This is a genomic window from Pseudoalteromonas sp. S2893, from assembly GCF_005887105.1.
In the GTDB taxonomy this organism is placed as follows: Bacteria; Pseudomonadota; Gammaproteobacteria; order Enterobacterales; family Alteromonadaceae; genus Pseudoalteromonas; species Pseudoalteromonas atlantica.
Window position 1 is genome coordinate 1 of the sequence record NZ_PNCY01000051.1, and the last position, 24,077, is coordinate 24,077.

General features: G+C 40.9%; 20 protein-coding genes. 8 read left to right on the plus strand and 12 right to left on the minus strand.

From position 1 onward, the window contains the following. Window positions 1-330: 330 nt before the first annotated feature. Entirely contained in the window at window positions 331-2,214 is a 1,884-nt protein-coding gene (locus CWC04_RS17610; RefSeq protein ID WP_126008077.1) for an AMP-binding protein, read from the minus strand. A gap of 184 nt (window positions 2,215-2,398) precedes the next feature. Between CWC04_RS17610 and CWC04_RS17615 the strand changes: the two genes are divergently transcribed. Then, a complete protein-coding gene (locus tag CWC04_RS17615; RefSeq protein ID WP_029772935.1) occupies window positions 2,399-2,803 on the plus strand; it encodes a nucleotide triphosphate diphosphatase NUDT15 in 405 nt (134 codons plus the stop codon). On the opposite strand, the gene CWC04_RS17620 is transcribed toward CWC04_RS17615, so the two are convergent. The 4 genes from CWC04_RS17620 to CWC04_RS17635 all read right to left on the minus strand — a co-directional run bounded on the left by CWC04_RS17620 (window position 2,793) and on the right by CWC04_RS17635 (window position 6,867). Next, on the minus strand, window positions 2,793-3,881 hold the full coding sequence (locus tag CWC04_RS17620; protein ID WP_126008075.1) for a polysaccharide lyase family 7 protein: 1,089 nt from the start codon (window positions 3,879-3,881) through the stop codon (window positions 2,793-2,795). The genes CWC04_RS17615 and CWC04_RS17620 overlap by 11 nt on opposite strands. Window positions 3,882-4,009: 128 nt before the next feature. Continuing rightward, window positions 4,010-4,960, minus strand: coding sequence for an alpha/beta fold hydrolase (locus CWC04_RS17625; RefSeq protein ID WP_126008073.1), 951 nt, complete (start codon window positions 4,958-4,960; stop codon window positions 4,010-4,012). 46 nt (window positions 4,961-5,006) lie between these two features. After that, entirely contained in the window at window positions 5,007-5,786 is a 780-nt protein-coding gene (locus tag CWC04_RS17630; protein ID WP_138686032.1) for a substrate-binding periplasmic protein, read from the minus strand. 85 nt (window positions 5,787-5,871) lie between these two features. Continuing rightward, window positions 5,872-6,867, minus strand: coding sequence for an AraC family transcriptional regulator (locus CWC04_RS17635; protein ID WP_138686033.1), 996 nt, complete (start codon window positions 6,865-6,867; stop codon window positions 5,872-5,874). A 97-nt stretch (window positions 6,868-6,964) separates the two neighbouring features. On the opposite strand from CWC04_RS17635, the gene CWC04_RS17640 reads away from it, so the two are divergent. Together CWC04_RS17640 and CWC04_RS17645 are read left to right on the plus strand one after the other, a co-directional pair. Next, on the plus strand, window positions 6,965-7,411 hold the full coding sequence (locus CWC04_RS17640; protein WP_138578510.1) for an SRPBCC family protein: 447 nt from the start codon (window positions 6,965-6,967) through the stop codon (window positions 7,409-7,411). Then, a complete protein-coding gene (locus CWC04_RS17645; protein WP_138686034.1) occupies window positions 7,408-8,229 on the plus strand; it encodes a sterol desaturase family protein in 822 nt (273 codons plus the stop codon). The genes CWC04_RS17640 and CWC04_RS17645 overlap by 4 nt, the downstream gene beginning before the upstream one ends. Before the next feature lie 5 nt (window positions 8,230-8,234). Here the strand turns inward: CWC04_RS17645 and CWC04_RS17650 are convergent, their stop codons facing one another. The 4 genes from CWC04_RS17650 to CWC04_RS17665 form a co-directional block, all read right to left on the minus strand. Then, entirely contained in the window at window positions 8,235-10,067 is a 1,833-nt protein-coding gene (locus CWC04_RS17650; protein ID WP_138686035.1) for an Lnb N-terminal periplasmic domain-containing protein, read from the minus strand. A gap of 80 nt (window positions 10,068-10,147) precedes the next feature. After that, window positions 10,148-10,630, minus strand: a complete 483-nt coding sequence (locus CWC04_RS17655; protein ID WP_024033216.1) for a DUF3015 domain-containing protein — start codon at window positions 10,628-10,630, stop codon at window positions 10,148-10,150. 166 nt (window positions 10,631-10,796) lie between these two features. Further along, on the minus strand, window positions 10,797-11,180 hold the full coding sequence (locus CWC04_RS17660; RefSeq protein WP_138686036.1) for a hypothetical protein: 384 nt from the start codon (window positions 11,178-11,180) through the stop codon (window positions 10,797-10,799). Continuing rightward, window positions 11,177-11,482, minus strand: a complete 306-nt coding sequence (locus CWC04_RS17665; protein WP_036963831.1) for a hypothetical protein — start codon at window positions 11,480-11,482, stop codon at window positions 11,177-11,179. The genes CWC04_RS17660 and CWC04_RS17665 overlap by 4 nt, the downstream gene beginning before the upstream one ends. Before the next feature lie 271 nt (window positions 11,483-11,753). Here CWC04_RS17665 and CWC04_RS17670 point away from each other — a divergent pair, with 271 nt between their 5' ends. Next, window positions 11,754-12,173, plus strand: a complete 420-nt coding sequence (locus tag CWC04_RS17670; protein WP_024033213.1) for a VOC family protein — start codon at window positions 11,754-11,756, stop codon at window positions 12,171-12,173. 153 nt (window positions 12,174-12,326) lie between these two features. Then, window positions 12,327-13,112, plus strand: a complete 786-nt coding sequence (locus CWC04_RS17675) for a hypothetical protein (protein WP_249326192.1) — start codon at window positions 12,327-12,329, stop codon at window positions 13,110-13,112. 25 nt (window positions 13,113-13,137) lie between these two features. Here the strand turns inward: CWC04_RS17675 and CWC04_RS17680 are convergent, their stop codons facing one another. Further along, window positions 13,138-14,745, minus strand: a complete 1,608-nt coding sequence (locus CWC04_RS17680; protein WP_138686037.1) for a sensor domain-containing diguanylate cyclase — start codon at window positions 14,743-14,745, stop codon at window positions 13,138-13,140. Window positions 14,746-15,018: 273 nt separating this feature from the next. Between CWC04_RS17680 and CWC04_RS17685 the strand changes: the two genes are divergently transcribed. After that, a complete protein-coding gene (locus CWC04_RS17685; protein ID WP_004586061.1) occupies window positions 15,019-15,477 on the plus strand; it encodes a DoxX family protein in 459 nt (152 codons plus the stop codon). A 73-nt stretch (window positions 15,478-15,550) separates the two neighbouring features. Here the strand turns inward: CWC04_RS17685 and CWC04_RS17690 are convergent, their stop codons facing one another. Further along, complete coding sequence (locus CWC04_RS17690; RefSeq protein WP_138686038.1) at window positions 15,551-18,649, minus strand: beta-galactosidase; 3,099 nt, start codon at window positions 18,647-18,649, stop codon at window positions 15,551-15,553. Window positions 18,650-18,761: 112 nt separating this feature from the next. On the opposite strand from CWC04_RS17690, the gene CWC04_RS17695 reads away from it, so the two are divergent. Beyond that, entirely contained in the window at window positions 18,762-19,589 is an 828-nt protein-coding gene (locus CWC04_RS17695) for an AraC family transcriptional regulator (RefSeq protein ID WP_138686039.1), read from the plus strand. 5 nt (window positions 19,590-19,594) lie between these two features. Here the strand turns inward: CWC04_RS17695 and CWC04_RS17700 are convergent, their stop codons facing one another. Next, complete coding sequence (locus tag CWC04_RS17700; RefSeq protein ID WP_138686040.1) at window positions 19,595-20,830, minus strand: TMEM143 family protein; 1,236 nt, start codon at window positions 20,828-20,830, stop codon at window positions 19,595-19,597. Window positions 20,831-21,174: 344 nt separating this feature from the next. Between CWC04_RS17700 and CWC04_RS17705 the strand changes: the two genes are divergently transcribed. Beyond that, a partial coding sequence (locus CWC04_RS17705) for a beta strand repeat-containing protein (RefSeq protein WP_249326195.1) occupies window positions 21,175-24,077 on the plus strand: 2,903 nt, incomplete at its 3' end.

Here is a 24,077-nt window from a genome sequence, read left to right on the forward strand (position 1 = left end):
AGTAGGCTAAGTAAAAGCCGAGCAAAGCTTCCGCGTCCTGCTCACGCCCTTTACCTACATCCATGTAGGCAACAAAGAGTAAATAGCCCCTAGGAAGAACCCTTTGGGCAGCGCCTGTTTGGCATTAATGCTACGTTATCGCCTATTTGTGGGGAACAACCACACTATATAGGCTCTGCCTTGCCTAAATACCAAACAGACAGCTGCAAATTTAACCTTAAAAGATCAACAGACCCTAGCATTAAGTAAGAAAGTGCTAATGAGTATAAAATTTCAGTCAAAGTAAAAGCCATTTTATTTTAAATATAAAGTGGCTTTGTTAGGTTGGATTTAACGCAGGGTGAGCTGCTGGTTTATTTCTTCAAAAATACCGGCGTCGTCTATGGTTGAAGGTATTTGTAGTTCGTCGCCATCGACCAGTTGACGTAAATTTTTGCGTAGTATTTTACCTGAACGAGTTTTTGGTAATCGCTCTACGCTTACTATCGTTTTAAGGCACGCTATAGCGCCTATTTGGTTGCGTACTGTTTGCACAAGCTCTTGCTCTACATCAGTAGGGGAGCCGGTAAAGTCGTTTTTAAGTACGATCATGGCCATCGGTAATTGGCCTTTTAGTGTATCGGTAACCCCAAACACCGCGCACTCTGCAACGGCTGGGTGGGATGCGACTATTTCTTCCATTTCGCCGGTTGAAAGCCTATGGCCTGCTACGTTTATAACATCGTCGGTGCGGCCCATTATAAATAGGTAACCATCGTCATCTATGTAACCACCATCGCCGGAAAGATAATACCCCGGGTACTGTGTTAAATAACCGGTTTTAAAGCGCGCTGTGTTTTGCCAAATGGTGGGTAAGCAACCTGGTGGCAGCGGCAATTTTATAGCCACCACGCCTTGCTCGTTTGGTGCGCATTGCTCGCCTTGCATATTCAATATTTGCACATCAAACCCAGGAGTTGGCACGGTAGAGCTACCTGGTTTTGTTACTAATTCTTCTATGCCTACGGGGTTACAGGCAATGGCCCAGCCGGTTTCTGTTTGCCACCAGTGATCGAGTATTGGCAGGTTAGTTTTTTCTTTTAGCCAGTTGTACGTTGGCGGGTCGAGCCGCTCGCCAGCTAAAAATAGTCGTTTTAAACTACTGGTGTTGTACTGCTTAAAGCCCTCTGCATTTGGGTCTTCTTTTTTGATGGCTCTAAACGCAGTGGGCGCTGTAAATAATGCATTTACTTGGTATTGCTCTACTACTCGCCAAAATGCACTGGCATCAGGTGTGCGAACTGGTTTGCCTTCAAATAATACTGTTGTACAGCGATAAATTAGCGGGGCATACACTATGTAGGAGTGCCCAACGACCCAGCCTATATCTGAGGCAGCCCAAAACACCTCGCCGGGCTGCATGCCGTAAACGGTTTCCATGCTGTAGTGCATAGCAACACCATGGCCGCCGTTTTCACGCACTACGCCTTTAGGCGTGCCTGTGGTGCCTGAGGTATATAAAATATAAAGAGGATCACGCCCACTTACAGGTACTGGCTCTACTGCAGTGGCTGTTTGCATTGCCTCATCCCAGTTAATATCTCTTGAGGGGATAAGCGTGGCAGCTACTTGTTCGCGCTGGTAAATAACGCAGTGATCTATTTTATGATTGGCAAGATCTATGGCGTGATCAATCAGCGGTTTATATTCTATTACGCTATCTACCTCTACACCGCACGAAGCGCTCAGTATGAGTTTAGGTTTAGCATCGTCTATACGTACGGCGAGTTCATGCGCTGCAAAGCCACCAAATACCACAGAGTGTATAGCGCCTAATCGGGCGCAGGCCAGCATGCCTATTACAGCTTGGGGGATCATGGGCATATAAATAACAACGCGGTCGCCTTTACTAACGCCTAACGATTGCATTACACCGGCAAATTTAGCTACCTCTTGCTGTAGCTGGTAGTAGCTATACTTCTGCTGCGTATTGGTTACGGGGGAGTCGTAAATAAGCGCGGTTTGCTCGCCAAAACCGGCAATAACGTGTTGGTCGAGCGCTAAAAAACTGGTGTTTAGTTGGCCATCATCAAACCAATGGTAAAGGCCGTCAGTGTCTTGTGTGTAGGCGTGTTCAGGCTTTTTATACCAAGGTAGGCGCTTTGCTTGTTCAAGCCAAAATTGTGCTGGGTTTTGTTTAAAGCTTTCGTATTGTTGTTTATATGGGCCTAACATAGTGGGCTCCTAATACTAAATGTGTGTGAGAGACCTTACAAAAGGTAGGCTTTTTTTTAACCGATAGGTATTCGACTATGGTCGGCTAAAAGTTAATCAACGCTTTGGGTTTTAAAATACAAAATTGACAATACAAAGCGTGTGGCTCAGCATGGCGCGCAATTAAAATAAGAGAAAATACAATATGAGTAACGTAGTAAGAGTAGGGGTTGCGGTTATTATAATGCGCCAAAACACTATTTTATTAGGTGAGCGAATAGGGTCGCATGGTGCAAATACATGGGCAACGCCTGGTGGACATTTAGAATTTGGTGAAAGTGTTGAGCAGTGCGCAATACGCGAGGTATTTGAGGAAACAGGGCTAAATGTGAGTAAAATTACCAAGCTTGATTTTACTAACGATATTTTTAGTGCTGAGAATAAACACTACATTACTTTATATGTAAAAGCCGATTACGAGGGCGGCGAGCCTGTGCTAAACGAGCCAAATAAATGTATGCAGTGGCGCTGGTGCGACATTAATAATTTACCATCGCCACTGTTTACATCACTTAAAAACTACTTAACTACAACAACGCTTACGGCTTAGTTGATGGGCTTAATACTAATTTTTTAAAGCTCACTTGGGCGTAATCACCATTTTGTTTGTCGGTAGCCCAATCGCCAGTGCCTAAACAACCTGGGTACCAAATGCCTTTAGCGCTTTTGGTGCTACATTGGTTATATGCACCCGCTTTAAAGTAATGCCAATCGGCAGCATAGCCATTAGGGTGATCTTTTTCATCTACCTTGCCATAGGCATCTACGTTATTGCCTAAGTTAATTGCGTAGTTAACGTCTTTTTTGCCTTGGGCGCTAAAGGTTAAGTACATCATGTTTTTATGCACGTTTACTGTGTAACTAAAGTCTTCGCCAAGCGCTATGCCTGTCGCACCGGGATCGTCCGAGTTTTCCCAGGTATTACCCCACACAGGGTATGTAATGTCGGTTCGGTTAGGATCTTTTTTTGGTAAGTTACGTTCGTAATTCCAAAAAACAGATCCGGTTTTATGGCCAGGCCATTTTTTATAATAAATTTTAAGTGGTTCGTTACCCCAGCCAAAACCCAGTTTTGTATCTATTAGGGCTTGATCTTTACCTGCGTGAATTTGCCCTACCACCACAGAATAAGCGGCTTTTTTATTAGGATCGTTAGCGCGAAGCGCAACATGATCCACCTTTAGCGTGGCTTCCATTTTTCCGCCTACCGAGCCAAAGCGCTCCGATAGCGGGTGTACAGCTAGGGCAAAGTTATTCTTTGAATTTTTAGTTTTTATTTTGGTATTGGTGCCGCGGATCATTTGCCTTAGTTCACTGCGGGTATTGGTTGAATTGGCACTGGTAAGCGCTTTGTTTGGCGAGGTAAATACCATATAACCTTGATCATCAAGGTAGAAAAAATCAGGGTGCGCGTAGGTTTGGATCTCTTCTACGTCTATGGTATCTATTTTTCCATCGTTATTGAGATCTACAGGTACGTTGATTTTCCATTGCGATAAATCAAATTTTGACGCAGGTACTGCGGCATTACTATCAACAGGTGTACTTGTGCTGGCACAGCCCATAAATAGCAAAGGGGTAACAGCAGCCAGTGCTGTGAGTTTAAAAGTAGATGTTAGATTTTTCATTGTTGTCTCTGTGTGATGATATTAAAAATGAGCGATATTAACTTCGCTTAACTTTAATCTAACATACCAATTTAAAATATCAACATTACCAATTTTTTGTTTGTGTAGTTTTTATAGTGCCTTTTTGGTTATACCAAAGTGGTTTTTTGTTGCTGTTGTTTTTTACGTTTTTTATTTAGGTGTTTGCGCTGCGCTTTTTTTACATGCTTAACTATCCACTTTGTCATAAGAGGCATAAGTTCTGGCGCAAAGTTATGGCCCATCCCAGGGACTACTCTTAGCTTGGCTTTTTTTATAAGGCTTGCCGTTTTTTTGCCTGCTCTTACGGGTATTACCACATCGTCGCTGCCGTGAATTACTAAAGTAGGCGTTTTAATTTTACGAATTAAATGTTGCCTATCTTTACTCGCGGCCATAGCAATAAGTTGGCGTTTGTAGCCACTTGGATTATGCGAGCGCTCTACAATTTGCGTTGCATGATGGCGAAGTGCGTCTTCTGATTGAGGATAAGCGGGGCTGCCAATAAGTTGGTTAAGTTTAATGTTGTAGTTTATCGCCTCATCACGGCTGGATGTTTTTGGCTTTAATTTGGCAAGCTTTATAAATACGCCAATGCTTTTGGCACTCAGCCTTGGCAGGCTAGAGCTTGACATAATAGTGGTTAAACTTAGCACCTTTTTTTTATGTTGAGCTGCAATTAGCTGAGCAATCATACCGCCCATAGAAGCACCTACAAAGTGTGCTTTTTTTATTTTAAGGGCCGCCATAAGCGCCAATACATCGTTTGCCATATCATCAAGTAAATAGGGCGTTTGCGTGCGTATGGGCAGGCGTTTACTTAACCACGATTTAAATAAACTCGGGCTAGGGTGATGCTCTAAATGGGTAGATAGGCCAGTATCGCGGTTATCAAAGCGTATAACCCTAAAGCCTTTTTTTACTAAGGTGTAGTAAAGCGAGTCCGGCCACACGGTCATTTGTGCGCCTAAACCCATAATAAGTATGATTGCGGGGGCTTTTTTATCGCCTTCGTCTTGGTAACTGAGTTTTATACCCTGAGGTGTTTTAATTGTTCGCATAGCCAACTAGCAGTGTTTGCGTTGCTAAAATTATAGACCCTGTTTATTACAACTTGTTGGCAGTAGCCGGAAGCGGTAGCTGCCATTTGGTTAAAATAGCCTGATATTCGCCGTTTTCTTTTAGCGTGTTAAGTGCATGGCTAATAGCGCTTGCGGTGTGTTTATCTAGGGTTTTGTTGGCACTAAAATATAATTTTGAAGGGTAGTCGGTTAAATGAATTCGTTTCGTTATTAAATTGGGATTTAGGCCAGAGTGCTTTAGCTCGTTATTTAACGTAAGTGTGTTGGTTAGTACAAAGTCGATGCGTTTTTTATAAAGCATTTGCCACAGTTGCTGATAGTAGCTTACAAGAACTAGGTTTTTGTCTTCGGTAAAACCGGCGTTTTTCAAATAGGTGGCACTTGAATAGCCACGTATTGTGGCCACTTGGTAAAATTTTGCGTGATTAAGGTGGGTAACTTCATCAGTACGGTTTTTTAAGCTAACTAAATAAGCATCGGCAAAGTATGACTCACCTAGCCAGGTGTATTGCCTTGCTCTAATGGGGGTTTTTAAAAGAGACAACGCAATTGCATTTGGGTTGTTTTCAAGCATTGTAAAAATACGCGCCATAGGAATTATTTCAAACTTGGCGGATAGCTTTGTGTGTTTAATGGTGGCTTTGGCTAAATCGACTAATGCGCCGTCGGGTTCGTTATTTTCATTTATAAAATGATAAGGCGGGAGATCTTCTGCTACAAAGATAATGGTTTGTGCGTTGCACATGGCGCTATAAAGCATAAACACACAAATACTTAATACTACACGCACAAATAAAACCCACATTTTTAATTATTATGCGCTCTAGTTTAAAGAGTGTTGATTAAAAGGTATACCATAAATGTTTATTTAATGTGAATAACACTGCGGTTCATTTACGTTTTAAAAATTGTGTGGGTGTGCAATGGTGCCATCGTAAAAAAGCACGATTAAACGAGCTCTGATCTTTAAAGCCTAACAGGTTAGCTAGTTCGCTAAGTGGGAGCGTGCCAATTAACGTGTGGGAGCGGCTTTTTCTTTCTTGTTCAAGCAATTGCGCAAAGGTTACATGTTGTTTTTTTAAATGTCGCTGTAGTGTGCGCGGTGTTACGTTCAGTGCGCTTGCAACTGCAATAAGCTGGCAATTTTGTAATGTTGTTTTTGCAATAAGTAGCTGTTTAACTTTTTCTGTTAGGCACAGCTGACTTTTAAAACGCGATAGCTGCTGTTGTGAAAGCTGCTTAAATGTAGCATTTACAATGGCGTTATCGGTTTTAAAGGCAAGGTTTAAATAACTGCTCGGAAAGTTTATTTGGTTATGCGCTGCGCCGCTTATAACGGGGCATTTAAACCACGCCTCTAACAGTTGTGTGTGCCTTTTAGGCCAATTATGTATAAAGCTGATACTGCTTGGGCAAAGCGATGCGTTTATTAATTGGCGAATAACGCTTACCCACGCAGTCATGTTTCGTAATACTACTTGTTCATTACAATGAGGATGAGCATGCCAGCGAACCGTAGCGGTGTCTGCAGTTTGCAAAAACTGCGCTTTACCAATATCTGCCACTAAGCTGTCGTAATTTAACAGTGCCTTAATAGCGCTACTTAGGGTATCGCTCGATTCTATTAAATAGCCCAATATACCGTAATCTGCGGGGCGAATGTGCATACCTAAAGTAAAACCAAACAGCGCATCGTTTAGCACTTTTTGGCCGTACACAAGCAGCGCATTGTAACTTTGTAAACTAATACGGGGTGCTAATTGCTGACTATGCTGGCGACTAAATTCAGTAAACCCGATTGCCTTAAGAGCCGTATTAGAATCAATCCCTTGGGTTTGCAAGTAATCTAAAATGCTCGAAAAGTAATGATCAGCCAGTGTATGCATTTGTCGTCTAAAGCTAAAAAATGGTCGTGTATGAGCAAGCTTGCCATGTTCAATTTTTATATGCTAGTTACATGAGTAATTATCTTCGCTGTAAACAATGATCTTTATATCAATAAAACAAACGCTTAATGCAGATCCTTTGCAAATAATAACCACCTTGTTGGATCATCAGCAGTTAGATCGCTTTTTTAATGCCAAGTTTGAGCTAATAAAAACAGCAAATAGCGGTGAGCTAAAAGGCGGTAAAGGCGCTATTAGGCAAGTGAAAATGGCAAATGCTACGTTTAATGAGCGTATAATAATGGCTAACCCCAGCCACATTTGCTACCAAATAGTAGGCAATAAGCCTGTGGCACACCATCAAGGTGATATTTATTTAGTTGCTAATAAAGGCGCTAAAAGTATCACTACTGAGCTTAATTATTGTATACGCTGCAAAGCGCCGTGGTGGCTGCCAAATGCTTTGCTAAAACACCTAATTAGTAAAGATATAACCCAGGCATTAAATAAACTGCAGCATTACTTTATGGTGGGCAAAGTATGAACTCAGAAATTATTTTACTTGCCCTAAGCCCTGTGTTTTTAGTGTTTGTATGCTTTGAATTTGTAAAATTTAAGCGCTATTACAATATAAAAGACAGCCTAGCAAACACCGTTTTAGCCTTGTTGCACCAAGGCGCAGATGCAATAGCACTGCTGCTACTTATGCCATTTCTTTACATGCTTTACGAGTACCGCTTATTTGATATAAAGCTAAGTGTATTAAGCGTTGCTTTTGCATTTTTACTGCAAGATTTTTTGTACTATTGGTTTCATCGTGCGTCGCATCATATTCATTGGTTGTGGGCTGCGCATGTGGTTCACCATAGCTCCACTAAAATGAATTTTACCACTGCGTTTAGGCAAAGCATAATGTACCCAGTAGCCGGCATGTGGGTATTTTGGCTACCTATGATACTGCTCGGGTTTGACCCTTTAACCGTATTTAGCGTAGTGGCACTTAATTTGGCGTATCAATTTTTTGTGCACACGCAAATAGTGGCTAAATTAGGCTGGTTTGAAAGCGTATTTAATACGCCATCGCACCACAGGGTTCATCATGCAATTAATAAACGCTACCTTGATAAAAATTTTGCAGGTGTACTTATTATTTGGGATAAGTTATTTGGCACCTTTGTAGAAGAAGACAAAAATCAGCCCTGTAAATACGGCATAGTAGGGCAGCTAAATAGTAATAACCCACTAATAATAACGTTTCATCAGTGGGCTCATTTATTAAAAAGTACCTATACGGCGAAAGGATTAAAAGCTAAATGCAAAGTGCTATTTGGCTACCCAACCAGTAGCGTTAAAGTTAAATAACAGACTTAAAAGTAAAACTGCACTGCAAAACTAGCCGCAGTATTATAGCTGTGCCATTTTTCGTGCTTTATTTGGCTGCGAAGCGCTATATTACGCGACAGCGCGTAGCTCCAGGTTAGGGTAGCTTCGCTGTGGTTATTAGCATTATTATCGCTTAGCCAAAACATATTACCTGTTAGGGCTAGTTTGTGATTGTTATTTACTTGCCAAATAACGCCCGCCTCACTGCCTAATCCAACGCTGAGCTGGTTAGTAATATCTCCAGTATTTAGCTCAAACTGTCCCAAAATGTAGCCATGCACACTGTTTGGATTGCCATAAGATTTACCGTATCCACCCTTAGTAAAAAAACGGCCAGAGCGTTTGTTTGGGCTTGGTTGCCTATCAAAGCCCATTTTTATATTCCACGACCAGCTATCAAATACACGGTTATCGGGGGCAAGCGACATAGCATCAAGTAAGTAAAAGTGCTCAATCTGGCTATTCCCGCTATCTGATAGGTTGGCTGATAAGTCAAAAAAGCTAATTTGTGCACCGGGTATAAAGCCTGCGGGTCTGTCTAGTAAATCATGATAAGCAAGGCGATAAGCTACATTGGTGGTGTTTTGCTGGTTATTATTTTGCACTCTTTTAGCCGTTAGCCTTGAAGAGCCATGGCCTTGCTCTGGTGATGCTTTAGGCTTTGTCGGCTTAGACAAAGGTGAAGGAACCGCATACTTACTGCGCATTAAAAGTAACTTAGTAAGACGAGGGGCTATTTCCTCACGGTTAAGTGCTTTTTCGTAAAATTCAAAATTTAACCATTCGTACGCCATTTCTAATATGGCAACAAGTTCTTGCTGCGAGTAATTACGTGTATTTAATGGCTTGCCTTGCATAAGGGCTCTGGCATCACTTAGTTGTTGGTCACTTAATTGTGTTGAATAGTGGAATAACTTAGTGCCAAAGGCGGGACGATAATTTGGCGTTTGCAGTAAATTGTTATCCCTTAACACGGCAACAGTGTCTGAAGGAATAGCCTGCATATTAAATTGTGAGGTTAAGTTAAGCTCCTCATTTGCTAATTGCAGTAACGCGAGTAACTGATAGGAGCAATTTTCGTCTATAAAAAAGTAATCAAAAGTGGCGTTTTGTAGCTCCCACAAATGCAGTAACACCAGCTCAACTTGTTGCTCGGTTAAGTTGAGTTTGTATTCCCAAATATCGCGTGATTCTAAATCATTATATTCGCGTACTTTTTTATAATACGGCATAAGCGAAAACTTACCCGGATAGCTACCAATAAGGCCTTTTAATGCGTACATAGCAGCGTTATCTGAGCCATCAGGTTCTGCCGCAAAGTTTACAGCAAAGGCAATTAGCTCTTTACTACGGGTTTGATCTTTAGCGTCGATGCGCAGCAAAGTGTGCCCAAACATAGAAGAAGGGCTGTTCATAAATGCTGTAGGGAATACAAGCGTAACCCCTTTAGGATTAATGACTTGTTGCCAGGCCTTAAGCTCAGCGCAATCAAGAGCAGGCCAATTGTTTTTAATTTTTGATTTTAGCCATGTGTAGCGAGCTGGAAATTGGCAGCTGTATTTTAGTTGACTGCTTTTATTGGCATTAAATGCGTTAATGGTGGCATTTAGCTCATCTACTGGGCTGGTTTTACCTGTAGGCGATAAAAAAAACTCGGCGCTATCTACTTCGCTTTTAAAGCTACCTAATGTGGTATTGCTGTAGTGGCCCAGTTTAAGCCAATAAGGGTGTGTGGCTAAGGTACTTTTTTCAATACTTTTAGCATGTGAATGCGTACTAAAAAGTATGGCTAGCAAGGTAAATAATATTTTTTTCATAATCACTAAATCATAAAAAAGCCGCTAGAGGATACTCTAGCGGCTTTATTTATACATATAAAACCGGCTAATTTAGCTGATTAAGAAAGAGTATAAGAAGCTAGTTGTGCATCGCTTGCTACAACAGCGTTTAGGTTTTCTAACACTGTTTGTGAAGTTACGTTCTCAGAAGTAAATACTGAAGAAAACTGTGCTTGAGCAAGCTTGTTGAATGCTGCTTTATCTTGTTCTGAAACGCCCCAAACCTCAGCAAGTGTTGCTAAAGTTTCGCCTTCACCTTGAGACATATCACGAGCAAGTTGCTCCATATTGCCATCGATGAATAATGCGATTTTTTCAGAAGAAGTAACTGTACCAGTACCGTCACAACCTAAAGTACCAAATGTGATACCGAAAGTTTGGTTACCAGAAGTGCCATTAGTTGTAGCGCCTAAAATTTTAACGCCTTTACCTTGCTGACCAGCAAATAACATAGAGCCTAGGCCACAACCAATATCTTGGTCAGCCATTGCGTTAGAGAAAGGAAGTAAAGAAAGTGCTGCTACTGCGATTATTTTTTTCATATTCATAAATCCATATACGATTAGTCTTTATTTAGGGTAAATAAAGATCGCGGAGGATTCTAACAGAGTTGTAGAAAAAAGGAACATAACTAGCTATGAATTTTTTCATGTTGCGTTTACTTTAAGCAATAAAATAAACAAGTTACTTACTGGTTTTAGCTTGCTTTTAAGAGCTTGGCTTTTTACTTCTTGGCGCTCCGAGTAAAATAAACATGTGGCAAATACAAATAGATAAAAACGCACTCACACCTAAGGCACCACCATAACCATCAAGCTTTGGTACTAGGTATTCAAATAAAAACGAAAATAAAATAGATGAGCTGGCCACGGTATAAATACCAAATCGGTGTGGGGCGCTCATGCCTATAAATGTGCCGCCAAAAAACACGACTGAGTATAAGTCGGGGGTTAGGTTTAAAGCACTTAATAGTAAATAAGCAATGATAGAAAGCGAGGCCGATGCACGTATGCCGTCAAAACGATTATGTTTGGCTAAGTAAAACGTTAAAAACGCACCTAATAAGGCTATAAATGGGTATTCTAAATTCATAAAACCATTCCTTTGGCCAACATAAATAAAGCCACGCTTGCAAAGGCAACACTACCTAGCTTACCGCCAAATCCGGTAAACATATTTATGGTAAGTACATATAAACTGGCTCCAATAACAGAAATTATGGCTATTTCCCAATAACTTGTAATTAAGTGTGTAGAGCACATACCGGCAAAACTACCTGCGTAAATAGCCGCATAGGGATGGTTTTTAAACCGAGCAGGAAAAGGAATAAACGAGCCAATTAGCCCTGTAAGCGCCGCCGAAATAACTAAAGGCAATGCAAAAGTTGTGTGCATGGCAAAGCAGGCTACAAAGCCTAAAAAGAAGGTTATAAATTTTAAAAATAAGAATTTAATCATAGCAGCGCATTTTAAACTAATCCTTTTACGCTTTCTAACTATCTCTAATAAATAAAATGTGGGTGTTAGCGTTAAATGTTATTAAGGCTACTTTTTAATCTGGGTTGGTATTAACTATGCTTATTTGTGGCTGTTAATGTTTCATAAATTATATTTTATGTATAATAGAGGTTATTAATATAAAAATTTAAAAGATTAAAGGTAATTTATGTCTAACTGTTTGCACTTGGCTATACCCGCTGGCGATTTAAAAGTAGCGAAAACGTTTTACTGTGATGTGCTTGGCTGTAAAACAGGGAACAGCGAAGAAGGGCGCTGGGTAGACATAGACTTTTGGGGTAATGAGCTCACATTACATCAAAGCGAAGAGCGCTTACCCACTGTTCGCCACGATGTAGATATGGGCGCAGTGGCGGTACCGCATTTTGGTATTCACTTATCTGAAGATGAATTTAACGGTTTAAAAAAACGTATAGAAGATGCGGGGCTTGAATACCTAGATAAACCGTATCGCCGCTTTGTTGGTGATGAGTTTGAACAAGAAACCTTTTTTATTGAAGATCCAAACGGCAACGTGCTTGAAATGAAAACCATGGTAAACCCTGAGGTTTTATTTAAAAAAGCGTAAGCAATATTTATTAAAGAATAGGCCACTTTTGTAGAGGCCTTTTTTGTACCTATAGATGAAAATAATTACACCGTATGAGTGATATTTATTCACTCTACAGTACGGAATTTTAAACGTAGACTAACGCGCAACTCTCATTCTTTATAGTTATTTATGTTGCTGTTAAAACTCACCATTGCGCCATTACTTTTATTATTTATTCACTTTGCTCAAAAACGCTTTGGCAGTTTTGTGAGCGGTATTATTCCGGGCTTGCCTATTACATCGGGCCCTATTTCGTATTTTATTGCGCTTGAGCAAAGTAAGTTATTTGCGAGTAACTCGGCTGTGGCGTCGCTGTATGGCATGAGTGGTATAGGCTTATTTTGTTTTTGTTATGCTGCCATGCTTGCAAAATATGGGGTAGTTAAAGCGCTGTTTGCTGCATTAACACTATGGTGCGCTTTTAGTGCATTTACCTTGTTATTGCCGGTGAATATTGCCTTTGCATCGGTGCTCTCGCTTAGCACTTTATTGGTGCTTGCGCTGGCATCGAGTAAGTTAAAATTTGCGCCCGATGCCAAACCTTTTACCGCTGCGTGGGAGCTGCCGCTAAAAATGTTACTGGTCAGCTGCTTTATTATGTTAGTTACGTTTATATCGGCAAAAATAGGGGCAATGTGGAGCGGGTTACTTTCTACTTTTCCGGTAATTTTGGCGGTTATGGGCAGTATTGCGCATGCAAGTGATAAAAAATACTCGGCGTATAAGGTGCTTAACGGCGGCATTATTGGCTCGTTAGGGGGGTGTGTGTTTTTTGCTGTGATTGCACTCGCGCTTAAGTTTGAATTTGTGATTTGGCAGGTATATGCAGCGGCTGCAGTGTGCTCAACTTTATTTACCATTATTATGAGCCACTATGTAAACCGTAAACAATTTGCCAAGCCGGCTACGGTTTAATAGCAATAAGCAGTATTGCCTAAATTTAGCCATCTACTAACGTGAGCGGTTTAACCTTTCGTTGTATTTTTTCGTGGTACATGGCGGTGTCGCCCGCTTTTAAAATTTCATCAATAGAGTGGGGCGGTTCACTAAATACGGTAGTACCCATACTTGCTTTAATGGCTATAGGGTCGTTGTTGTGATTTATTGTGAGCCTATTTAAGGCGGTTTTTAAATGATGAGTTTTAGGATTTACCTGCGCATTAGTATAAAAATGTGCAAGCACTACAAATTCATCACCGCCTAAGCGCCCTACAGCATCGCTGCTGCGAACACTGCTTTTTAAGCAACGGGCAACGTTGCATAAAGCGTCATCGCCTACAGCATGCCCATAGCTGTCGTTTATTTGTTTAAAGTCGTCTAAATCTATATACATCAAACATAATACGCCGCCTTTTTTGGCGTGCATATTGATAAGCGCGGATGATTTTTTAGCCCAGCCCCTGCGGTTTAAAATACCACAAAGGGGGTCGTAGTCTGCTTCGGTTTCGGCGCGCTTTTGTGCAATTCTCATTCGGCTTATACGCCTTGAAACCGCAACAGCTAACAAAAATGATTCAACCGCAAACGCTAACACAAACCCATAACGCTGCATAAACGGGCTTTGGTTAATAAGCAGCACCCTAAAAATCATACTTACTAATACAAAGCTAAGCGCTACAAATACGAGTGTTGCCTCGCGTACACCTTTGAGGGCTTGCATGGCTGCTAAAGTAAAAATAACAGCCACAATAAACAGCGAAGAATAAGCCATAATATGCCCTGCTATTGTCCAAAATAACAGGTCGGTAACGAGCATTTTAAGTACCGCGCATAGCATTACAGTACAGGCCAATGTTTTGAGCAGCTTAGTTAATTTAGGCCAGCGTTTATTAGTCTCTAGCAACGCAAGCATAAACCACGTGGCACTTAGTACGGTTAAGCCAATGCTAAGTAGGTATAAGTTAAAAATAACGCCAGAGACATGCTGCGTTACAAATAAATACAGTTGCCCTTCTTGGAGTAAAATAAAGCTGCCAATACAAAAAATGTAAATGCTGTAGAGCTTAAATACACTTTCGTTAAGTCTATGCCCCATTATTAATACATAAAAAATAAGCGTAATGCACAACCCATAAAATGAGCCCATAATCAGCGAATGTTGCTGCGCTTTTTTTAAATAAATGTGAGTTGGCTGCCATTTAAACCGCGGTGTGTAATTAAGCTTTGATTCTAATGTTATTGTGGCTGTAAAAGCCCCCGAGTCCATTAAGTAGGCTACTTGCCCTGCTTTTAAGGGCGCTTTTATAGTGTTGTTTTGCTGCCAAGTAAAGCTATCTAACCCCGGGCGTAAAAAGCTTAGTACGCCACCGTTTTTAACAGAGCAACTTATTTGGTATTGATTAACACCGCGTTGAGCTGTGAGTTCAGAAGGAGTATTTACCTTTAGCACAGAGGCAGGCGTGGGTGAGTTTAAGTGCTTTATTTTACATGTATCGGCAGCATGAGAATCAAAAGTAATAAATAACGCGAGCAAAGTAATGAAAACAAAAAAGAGCGCCCCCTTATTTTTAGGTGGGAAAAACGTCAATCTATTACCTTTATAGCTCATAAGCGGATCCAATTTTTACTACTTTTTTTATACTAGCAGAGACGGACTATTTAGCTATTAGTTTACTGTTTAATAACGCTTAAAAGTGCGCTATTAAACTAGCTCCTGAGGTGTTTATGCCCGCTAAGTACAAAATAGGCGCAGCTTAACTAAGCAATTAAAAACACCATGTTGATAATTTGGCAATAATATTCGTATTAATTGTTTTAAATGATGATAGTAAACTGTACTCATTGGTTACTAGCCTTATTAACAATAAAACAGGATCACACTATGAAATACTTACACTCATTATTAAGCTCTAACGCAGGCATGGCAGCACTTATTTTACGTGTACCCGTTGGTTTAATTTTAGCAGCGCACGGCGCACAAAAATTATTTGCTTGGTTTGGCGGCTACGGCCTTGAAGGCACAGGGCAGTGGATGGCAAGCATTGGCCTTGAGCCAGGCTATTGGCTTGCAATGATGGCAGGCAGCGCTGAATTTTTTGGCGGCATTGCTTTAGCCATTGGTTTATTAACGCGCCCAGCGGCTGTAGTTACGGCGTTTACTATGCTGATTGCGATATTTAGCGTGCACATTAGTCATGGTTTATTTGTAGCAAACAACGGCTATGAGTTCGCACTTACTTTGTTAGTTGCCACGGCTGCACTGGCTATACAAGGTGCAGGTAGCTTATCGGTTGATAACGTAATTGCTAAAAAGTTAGCGAATAAATCGCTGCCTCAGTAGTAGTAAATAACAATTCAGTATTAAAAAATAGCGGCTAAATTAGCCGCTATTTTTGTATGGGTTAAGCGCTGTTTTATTTAGCACTAAATTTTAAAGAGTAGTTGTATTGCTTTTGCTCTAGTAAATACTCTTTATGGGTACTTGGGCTCCACGAGTCATCGCCGCCAACACCCATATGTTGATGGTCAATATGTACATGTAAGCAATCATCAGCTACTAGCTCATTGGTGTGCTTTGCTTGCGTTAACATGCTTTGTGAGTAATCGCTGGCGGCAAATAAAAACGTACCAGTCACGGTTAAATTACTAATGCTTAGTAATTGGCAATCACTACGTACGCCATTATCGGTTGGGAATATATACGGAGTATGTAGCTCATTATATTGTGCGCTGTAATACCCTAAGCGCGCAGCCGCTTTGCGATCTGGATAGTTTTCAAATGGGCCTAAACCAAGCCAATTTACTTGTGTATCGCTTGGTTTATTAAGCGTTGTGCTTAACCCTATGCGTGGCATGGGTGGGAGAGTATCGTTTAGTTGTACATCAACATTTAAGTTAATTTCACCTGTATTATTAAGTGTATAAAGCCATGTTGTTTTTGCTTGTACTGCGCCATTAAATTCATAACTAAATACACAGGTAATACGTATATCTACGGTTGATTGCACTACTTCAAACGAGCGACATGTACGCTGCCACTGCCCAATACCCGCTCTTAACCAGCGTGCTTCCCATGCGTTAGGGTCTAGGTTGTCTACTTCGCTTACGCCTATGTCGTTATCAAGCGGGGCGCGGTAAAAATTATCAACCAATGGGCTTTTAATAACTTGGGTTTGATTGTGTAACCATTGCTCAATAAGGCCTGATTGGCTATTAAACACAAGTTTAAAGGTATCGCCTTCAATATTTAGCTGTGTGTTGGTTTCGCTAATATTTAGTGCGCCGTGCGTTGAGGCGTTTGCTAAAGCAGGCGAAAATGTATCAGCGCTTAAACTTTGGCTATTTATAAGCTTAAATTGCTCGGTGTTTAATACATGTTCGGCACTTGCAAAGCTTGAGTCGTTAATCAGTGCAACATCTAAATTAAGGTGATATTGCGCACCTGCTTTAAACACCGTTTTTGTATTAATAGTTAGCGTTTGCGTACTTTGCGGAGCAATATTAATAACTTGCTCGCCTTGTTCTACACATTGGCCATTTTCTATTAACTGCCAAATAAGTTTTTCGTTATCGGTTGCTCTAAATACATAATCACTAAATATATCAACGGTGTATTGGTTTTGAGTTTGCTCTCGCAGCGTAAATTGTAAATGTTGTTGGCTGTATTTAGCTTCAAACAGGCTTGGGTGCGGTGTACGGTCTGGAAATAATAAGCCGTTTATACAAAATTGGCGGTCGTTTAGCTCATCACCAAAGTCGCCACCGTAAGCCCAGTAATGCTTGCTGTTTTTATCTGTTTTAGATAAACCTTGGTCTACCCAATCCCAAATAAAGCCGCCTTGCAAACGCGGATATTCTCTAAATGCTTGCCAGTAATCGTCAAAGCTACCTAGGCTGTTACCCATTGCATGGGCGTACTCGCATAAAATAAGTGGACGCGTTTCACCCGGTAGGCTTAACCATTTTTTAATAGAGTATTTAGGTACGGCGTCGTCGGCAACATGGGTATCTACACGGGCGTACATAGGGCAAATAATATCGGTTGCTGTGGTATTTGCGCCGCCACCTTCGTATTGCACGGGGCGCGATGGGTCAAAGCTTTTAGACCAGCCGTACATCGCATCGTGGTTGGCACCGTGCCCGCACTCATTTCCCAATGACCAAATAATAATAGAGGGATGGTTTTTATCGCGCTCAACCATTTGCGTATAGCGCGACATAAATGCGCCAGCCCACTGCGGATCGCTGGCAAGCCTACCCATAGGAAACATACCGTGAGTTTCTATATTGGCTTCGTCTACTACGTATAAACCTAGCTCGTCACACAGCTCGTAAAAACGAGGGTGGTTAGGGTAGTGAGCGGTACGTACAGCATTAAAGTTATTTTGCTTCATCAGCTTAATATCTTCAATCATGTCGGCGGTACTCACTGTGTGGCCGTTTTCTGGGTGATGCTCGTGGCGATTTACACCGCGAATAAGCAGCGGCTTGCCGTTTAAGCAAAGCTGCCCGTTAAGCATTTCTACTTTTCTAAAGCCAATGTTATAGGCTTCTACGTCTACTGTATTGCCTTGCTCATCTAACAGGCTTACAACACAGCGGTATAAGGTCGGGGTTTCGGCGGTCCATTTTTTAGGGTTTTGTATATCAATTGTTTGAAATACGACATCGCACCAGCCGCCTTTTTCATCAACGCGTTTATTGTTAGTGCTTTGTATTTGTGGCTCACACAGTACCTGTTCACCATCAAAAACCTGTACTGCGACTTGGTAGTTATTTGGTGCATCTATTGCGGTTTTTATATGCAAAGTGGCATCGCGGTAGCAGGCGTCTAAATCTGGGGTTATAAATACATCGCGTATTTGGTGCTGCGGTTTAGTAAGTAAATTAACATCGCGAAATATGCCACTTAGCCACCACATGTCCTGATCTTCTAAGTAACTGCCATCGCTCCAGCGAATAACCATAACCGCAATGCGATTGCTGCCAGCCACTAACAGCTCGCTTAAATCAAATTCGCTGGGTAAGCGGCTATCTTGCGAGTAGCCCACCCATTGCCCGTTACACCAAAGGTGAAACGCCGAGTTTACGCCTTCAAAAATAATATGATTACGCTGCGCTAATTGCTCCGCCGTAATAGTAAACTCTGTGCGGTAGCAACCTGTTGGGTTATCGCTTGGTACAAATGGCGGGTTTACTGCAAAGGGGTATTTAACATTACAATAAATAGGTTTATCAAAGCCGTGTAGTTGCCAGTTAGAAGGCACTGGAATACTTTGCCAGTCGCTGGCGAGTGCATCACTTAGCAATGACTCATCAACCGCTTCGGGCTTATCAAATAATTTAAAATCCCACTGGCCGTTTAAACTTTGTTTTTGTGATTGTGTGTTGCTACGGGCATGGTCAACGCTTTTAAAACCATTAAGTGGGCTGTGCGCTTTTACTTGATTAACTTGCACCGAAATAGGGTTTTCCCAATCGCGGCGGTTAATTATGTGCTGTAGTGAGTTCATTCGTGTCCTATTGCATGTGTGGCAATTATAGTGGCTTAAATATAGCTAAAATAATGCGTTGCAGTTATGCTTAAAGCTCTCTTTTATTTGTCCAAAACTATCATTTTTAATTATGCGCAACACCATTGTAGATGTACTCAATATTGGCCCAGAGTGTACAGAGCGGTTTATTGATTTAAACACGCTTTCGCAAATGCCAAGCCTTGAAATAGAGCTGGCAGGTTGCTCAAATTTATTGGGCGATTATTGTGTTGCACGTACCAACCCGCTTGAACACACTCTTTTTTATACTTTGGGTGGTCAGGGCACGCTAAAAACCATTAATAACCAATATGTACTTGCCGAAAATAGCTTAGCTATATTGCCAGCACGGCAAAGTTTTGAGGTAGAAATAGCGAGCGAAAAATGGGATGTGATTTGGCTAAACCTTGCAAATACCAAGCGCTGGCAACATTTAAATTTAGCGCAGGCTAAAGTATTAACTAATCAGCAGTTAGCGCCATTACATTTAGCTATGGAGCTTTTATACAGCGAGGCAAACGCTACTTTGCGCGAAGGCGTAATGCCTATTTTAAGCCACTACTTAAATACTACGCTTCAAAGCGAGCCGCAAATAGGCGGGCAAAATAGATTAACCAGCTTGTTTTTAGAAGTAGAAGAGCGCCTGCAGTTTGATTGGACAATAGAGGCTATGTGCGAACAAGTACATTACTCAGCACCGCATTTACATAGGTTATGCCAAGCGCAATTTGGTAAAAGCCCAATGCAGCAGCTTATTTACTTACGTATTAAACGGGCTAAAAACTTGCTACTAAATACCCGCTGGCCGGTTGCCCATATTGCCGCATACGTGGGGTACCCTAATATATTTAATTTTTCAAAACGGTTTAAAAAATCAGTGGGCGTGTCACCCACTGAGTTTAGAAAAAAGTTGTTTTAAACATTTTAATTATATTGAAACAGATTATCCCAGCGCTCATCCAAAATAGTTTTTGCATGATCTAAATTTATTGCACTATACAAATTGTTAGTGCAGGTTACTAAACGCATCCGAGTGAGCTTTTCAAGCGCGTCGCTAATTTCAAAATCGAGCTCGCACTTATACTTTGTTTTAAACCACGCCTCTATTTGCTCATCAAGCGCCTGTGCGCTTAAGCCACTTTCTGATTTTAATAAAAATGTATAGGCAAGCAGGGCTTCTTTTATGTCTTCTTCTTCGGCGGCGTCTATAAGGGTGTGAAAAACACCGGCGTTGTTATCTAGGTTTTTAAAGTAGAGGTTATCGCTTAGCGCTTTCATAAATTTAATTTTACGGTTTTTAAATTTACTCCATTCTTTAAAAATAAAGCTGCCAAAAACCCCCATTCCAATAGCAAAGGTAATAAAGTGTTGTTGGGTCATTTCTACGGCTTCACTTCTAAAGCCACCCCAAAAAGCAAATAAAGCAAATAACAATAAAATAGATGCGCCAAGCTTAGTGATTAATACCACAGCACCGCCTACTAAAGCCGATGAGCCAATAATCACTTTATCAATAGGGCGCATACGTACTTCGCTATTCGGAAATAGCATTTCAAGGTCGGCTTTTGGTACATTTTGAAACAGCTTAACTATGGTAGAGCTTGGCTCAAACCCTAAAGGCGTTTTATTTTTAGCCTCAAAGTAGGCTTTATCTTTAAAGCGAATAAACACTGCAACGCGGTCGTAATTGGTAAAGTGCAGGGGCTTTTTACGCAAGCCCCAAAAGCTGGTTATGGTTTCAGTAAGTTGTGATTCGCCACGGCGGTAAAAAACCACTTCTTCAAAGTCGTCAAACTCTACCTCAAGGCGTACTTTAAAAAGGGATTCTTCGTTGAGTGCATCTTGCAGGTCTTGATGGGTGATCACTTCAAAGTTAGCTGCATTAAGTACCTTAGCAAAATCTTTAGCAAATTCGCGTTGGCACTGCGCTTTTTGATCAGCTGATACTGGCGCTAAAGATCGCGTATCGCTATTGGGATCAAAGGGCGCGTAGTTATTTTTGAGCGACTCAAGTGTTGAATGGTAATCGTAATGGATAAGGCTTGCTAATAAATCGCAAAATTGTTTAAACGATGTTTGCTCTGAGTTGTTTGTGAGCTCAACGCTGCACATATCAACAATATCTTGTTTTCTAAAGGGAATAAAACGTGCACTTTGCATTTGCTTGACTAATTTGGAAATGAAACTACCTTTAGGGATGTTAATTTATTCCCAATAAAATTGCTAACATATAAATTTACAAATAAATAAATTTTATTGAATCCAAATCACCCCTTTATACGTTTTATACATATAGCAGTTACATTTTTCTGGTCGTTTTGTATTGCATTGCTGCTATTGTATTATAAATAAGAACTACCTTTCAAAATTAAATGTTATAAAAACCAGTAAAAAGGTACTGCTCAATGTTATTTTTTTGTATCATTGACTGGATTTTGTAACGATTAGAGCTACCTTTTGGCTAAGCCGCTATTTACTCTCATTAACTATTTAGGAAATTCACTTTGGAAAATATAAGTAAAGCTGTTGTTATTGTCGAACTACTAAGTGATGTCTGGGTTGTTATGGATAATGGAGATTGGGTCAAGGTAGACTCTATACCAGAGCAATTTGCCGACCTGCCTGTTTTAAATAGCAGCGACATTGCGCTAGAGGGGAACGAGCTGGTTTTTTCTGAAGCCAGTGAACAGCTTGTTGTACCTCAAGATATTATTTCACAGCTTGTATCGGATTTAAGCCAAAATAGTACCTTTGACGCCCGCAGCAATACCAGTAGCGTTACATCTTTATCTTCAAGTGATGCTAATGAAGCTCAAGTGGCCTATCAACTTATTGCTCGCCAAGGGCAAGAACTTGTTCCTGAATCAGGCTATGAAACAACACCTACCGAAACAACAGAAGAAGAAGCTCCTAATTTTATTGAGTTTAGACCCGACCCTATTTTTACTGTAGGTCAGCTCGGTGGCGATGGTGTGTTTATTAATAAATACGATGCTGTGGCTTTGGAATTTTCCGGTACTGTTGAAAATGTACCCGATGGCTCGTTAGTACAAATAGTTTTAAGTGATAGCGACGGCAACGAAATAATTGTTACAACCGAAGTGCAAGATGGTGTTTGGTCTGTAACAAATATTGATATTACTGCTCTAAATGATGGTGAAGTGACTGCAACGGTTTCTCTTGTAGGGGGTAACGAAGATGATGCAGCGAGTGAAACTAAAGTAAAAGATACTCAAGCAGATATTTTTATTGATTTTGAGGATGGCTTAAACACTAATCAACCAATTGATTTTGAAGGTGAAGTGCAAGATGTGCAAGATGGACAGCTGGTAACAGTGACCATTTTTGATGCGCAAGGTAACCCTATAGCAACGTATGAGGCAACAGTCACTAATGGTCAATGGAGTGTTGGCCCTGAGCCTTTTGCCGATTTACCGGATGGAAATTACACCATACAAGTTAGTACCATTGATGAAGCGGGTAATGACACGCAAACTCAAAAATCATTCTCAAAAGATACTACGGCCATTATAACAATAGACGTTAATGAAACCGAAGATGGCGTAATAAATAACTCAGAAAACGTAGTACAAGTAAGCGGAACAGTTGAAGGTATTGAAGATGGTCAAACAGTCTTAGTAACCTTAACAGACATAGATGGCAATGAAGTGAGTGTTGAGGCTGTTGTTGAAAATGGCCAGTACCAATTAGAAGTCGATATTTCTTTGTTAAGTGATGGAGAGATCACAGCAACCGCGCAAGCACAAGATTTATTGGGTAACGAAAGCACCGCGTCTCAGGTTATTTCACATGATAAAACAGCACAGCTCACCGTCGAAATAGACTCAACACAAGATGGCGTTATCAATAGCGAAGAAGAGAGTAACGTAACTGTACGAGGTGTAGTAACTGGTATTGAAGACGGCCAAACAGTGACTGTTGTATTGAGTGACGGTGTTAACCCTCCAATTACATTAACGGCAATCGTAGTTAATGGCAGTTATGAAATAGCCGGTGTTGATATTTCATCGTTAAATGATGGCACTATTAGTGCAAATGCAACTGCTCAAGATATTTCAGGAAACCCAGCAAGCGCGAGCGATGAAGCGCAATATGACAGCTCTGTTGCAACAAGCATAGTAGCACAAGATATTGATGGGGTTATTAATAGCGCCGAGCAAAATAATGTACAACTTAGTGGCTCGGTTACAGATATTGAGCCAGGCCAATTAGTTACCGTTACTTTTACGGATAGTAATAATCAGCAAGTAGTAGTAACAGCTGAAGTTGATGCTGATGGGAATTGGCAAATTAGCGGTGATATCGAATCTTTAGCTGATGGCGAAATCTCAGCGCAAATAAGTATTTTTGATGCAGCTGGAAATGAGGCCACTCAAGAGGTTACTTTTGCAAAAGACACTCAAAGCACGCTAACACTTAATATTGATAAAACTGAAGATGGCGTTATAAATGGCAGCGCTGAAAACACCGATATTTCGCTTAGCGGCATAGTAAATGGTGTTGAAGATGGCCAAGAAGTTACCATTATATTTACAGACTCTGTAGGCAATGAAGTGGTTGTTACCGCAATTGTTGAAAATGGTAATTACGCGCTTTCAGGTGTGGATATTTCTGCACTTAATGATGGCGATATTTCGGTATCAGCAAGTGTGCTTGATACGGCTGGAAATACCGCAGTTGCAGAAGATTCTTTTGAAATAGATAACAGCGCATTAATAACTGCATCAATAGATAAAACAGATGATGGAGTGATTAACGGGCAAGACGACGATCTTCGCGATAATGTTAATACAGCAGAAAATGCAGGTGTGGTTGTACGCGGTACTGTAGAAGATGTTGAAGATGGCCAAATAGTTACTGTAACGTTGAGCGACGGTATTAACCCTCCGGTAATTACTCAGGCTGTAGTTCAAAATGGTCAATATGTTACAGAGCCAATGGACGCAACAGGCTTAAATGATGGCACTATGATCGCCACAGCAGAGGTTGCTGATGCAGCCGGTAACCCTATTAGTGCCCAAGATAATGTTGAAATAGACACAACTGCAGCAATCACAACTAGCATTGATAAAACAGCTGATTCGGTTATTAATGGCAGTAACGAAAATCAAGAAATTGTAGTGCGTGGCACTGTGAGTGGCATTGAAGATGGCCAAGTTGTAACTATCACCCTAAGGGATGGTGTAAACCCAGATATAGCTGTGCAAGCAATTGTACAAAATGGTGAATATGTCACAGCTCCTATAGATGCAAGCTCTTTAAACGATGGCGATATTGTGGCAAGAGCCGACGTCTCTGATTTAGCTGGCAATGAAGCCACAGCAAGAGACACCGTTGAAATAGACAAATTAGCAGACATTACAACCAACATTGATAAAACAGCCGA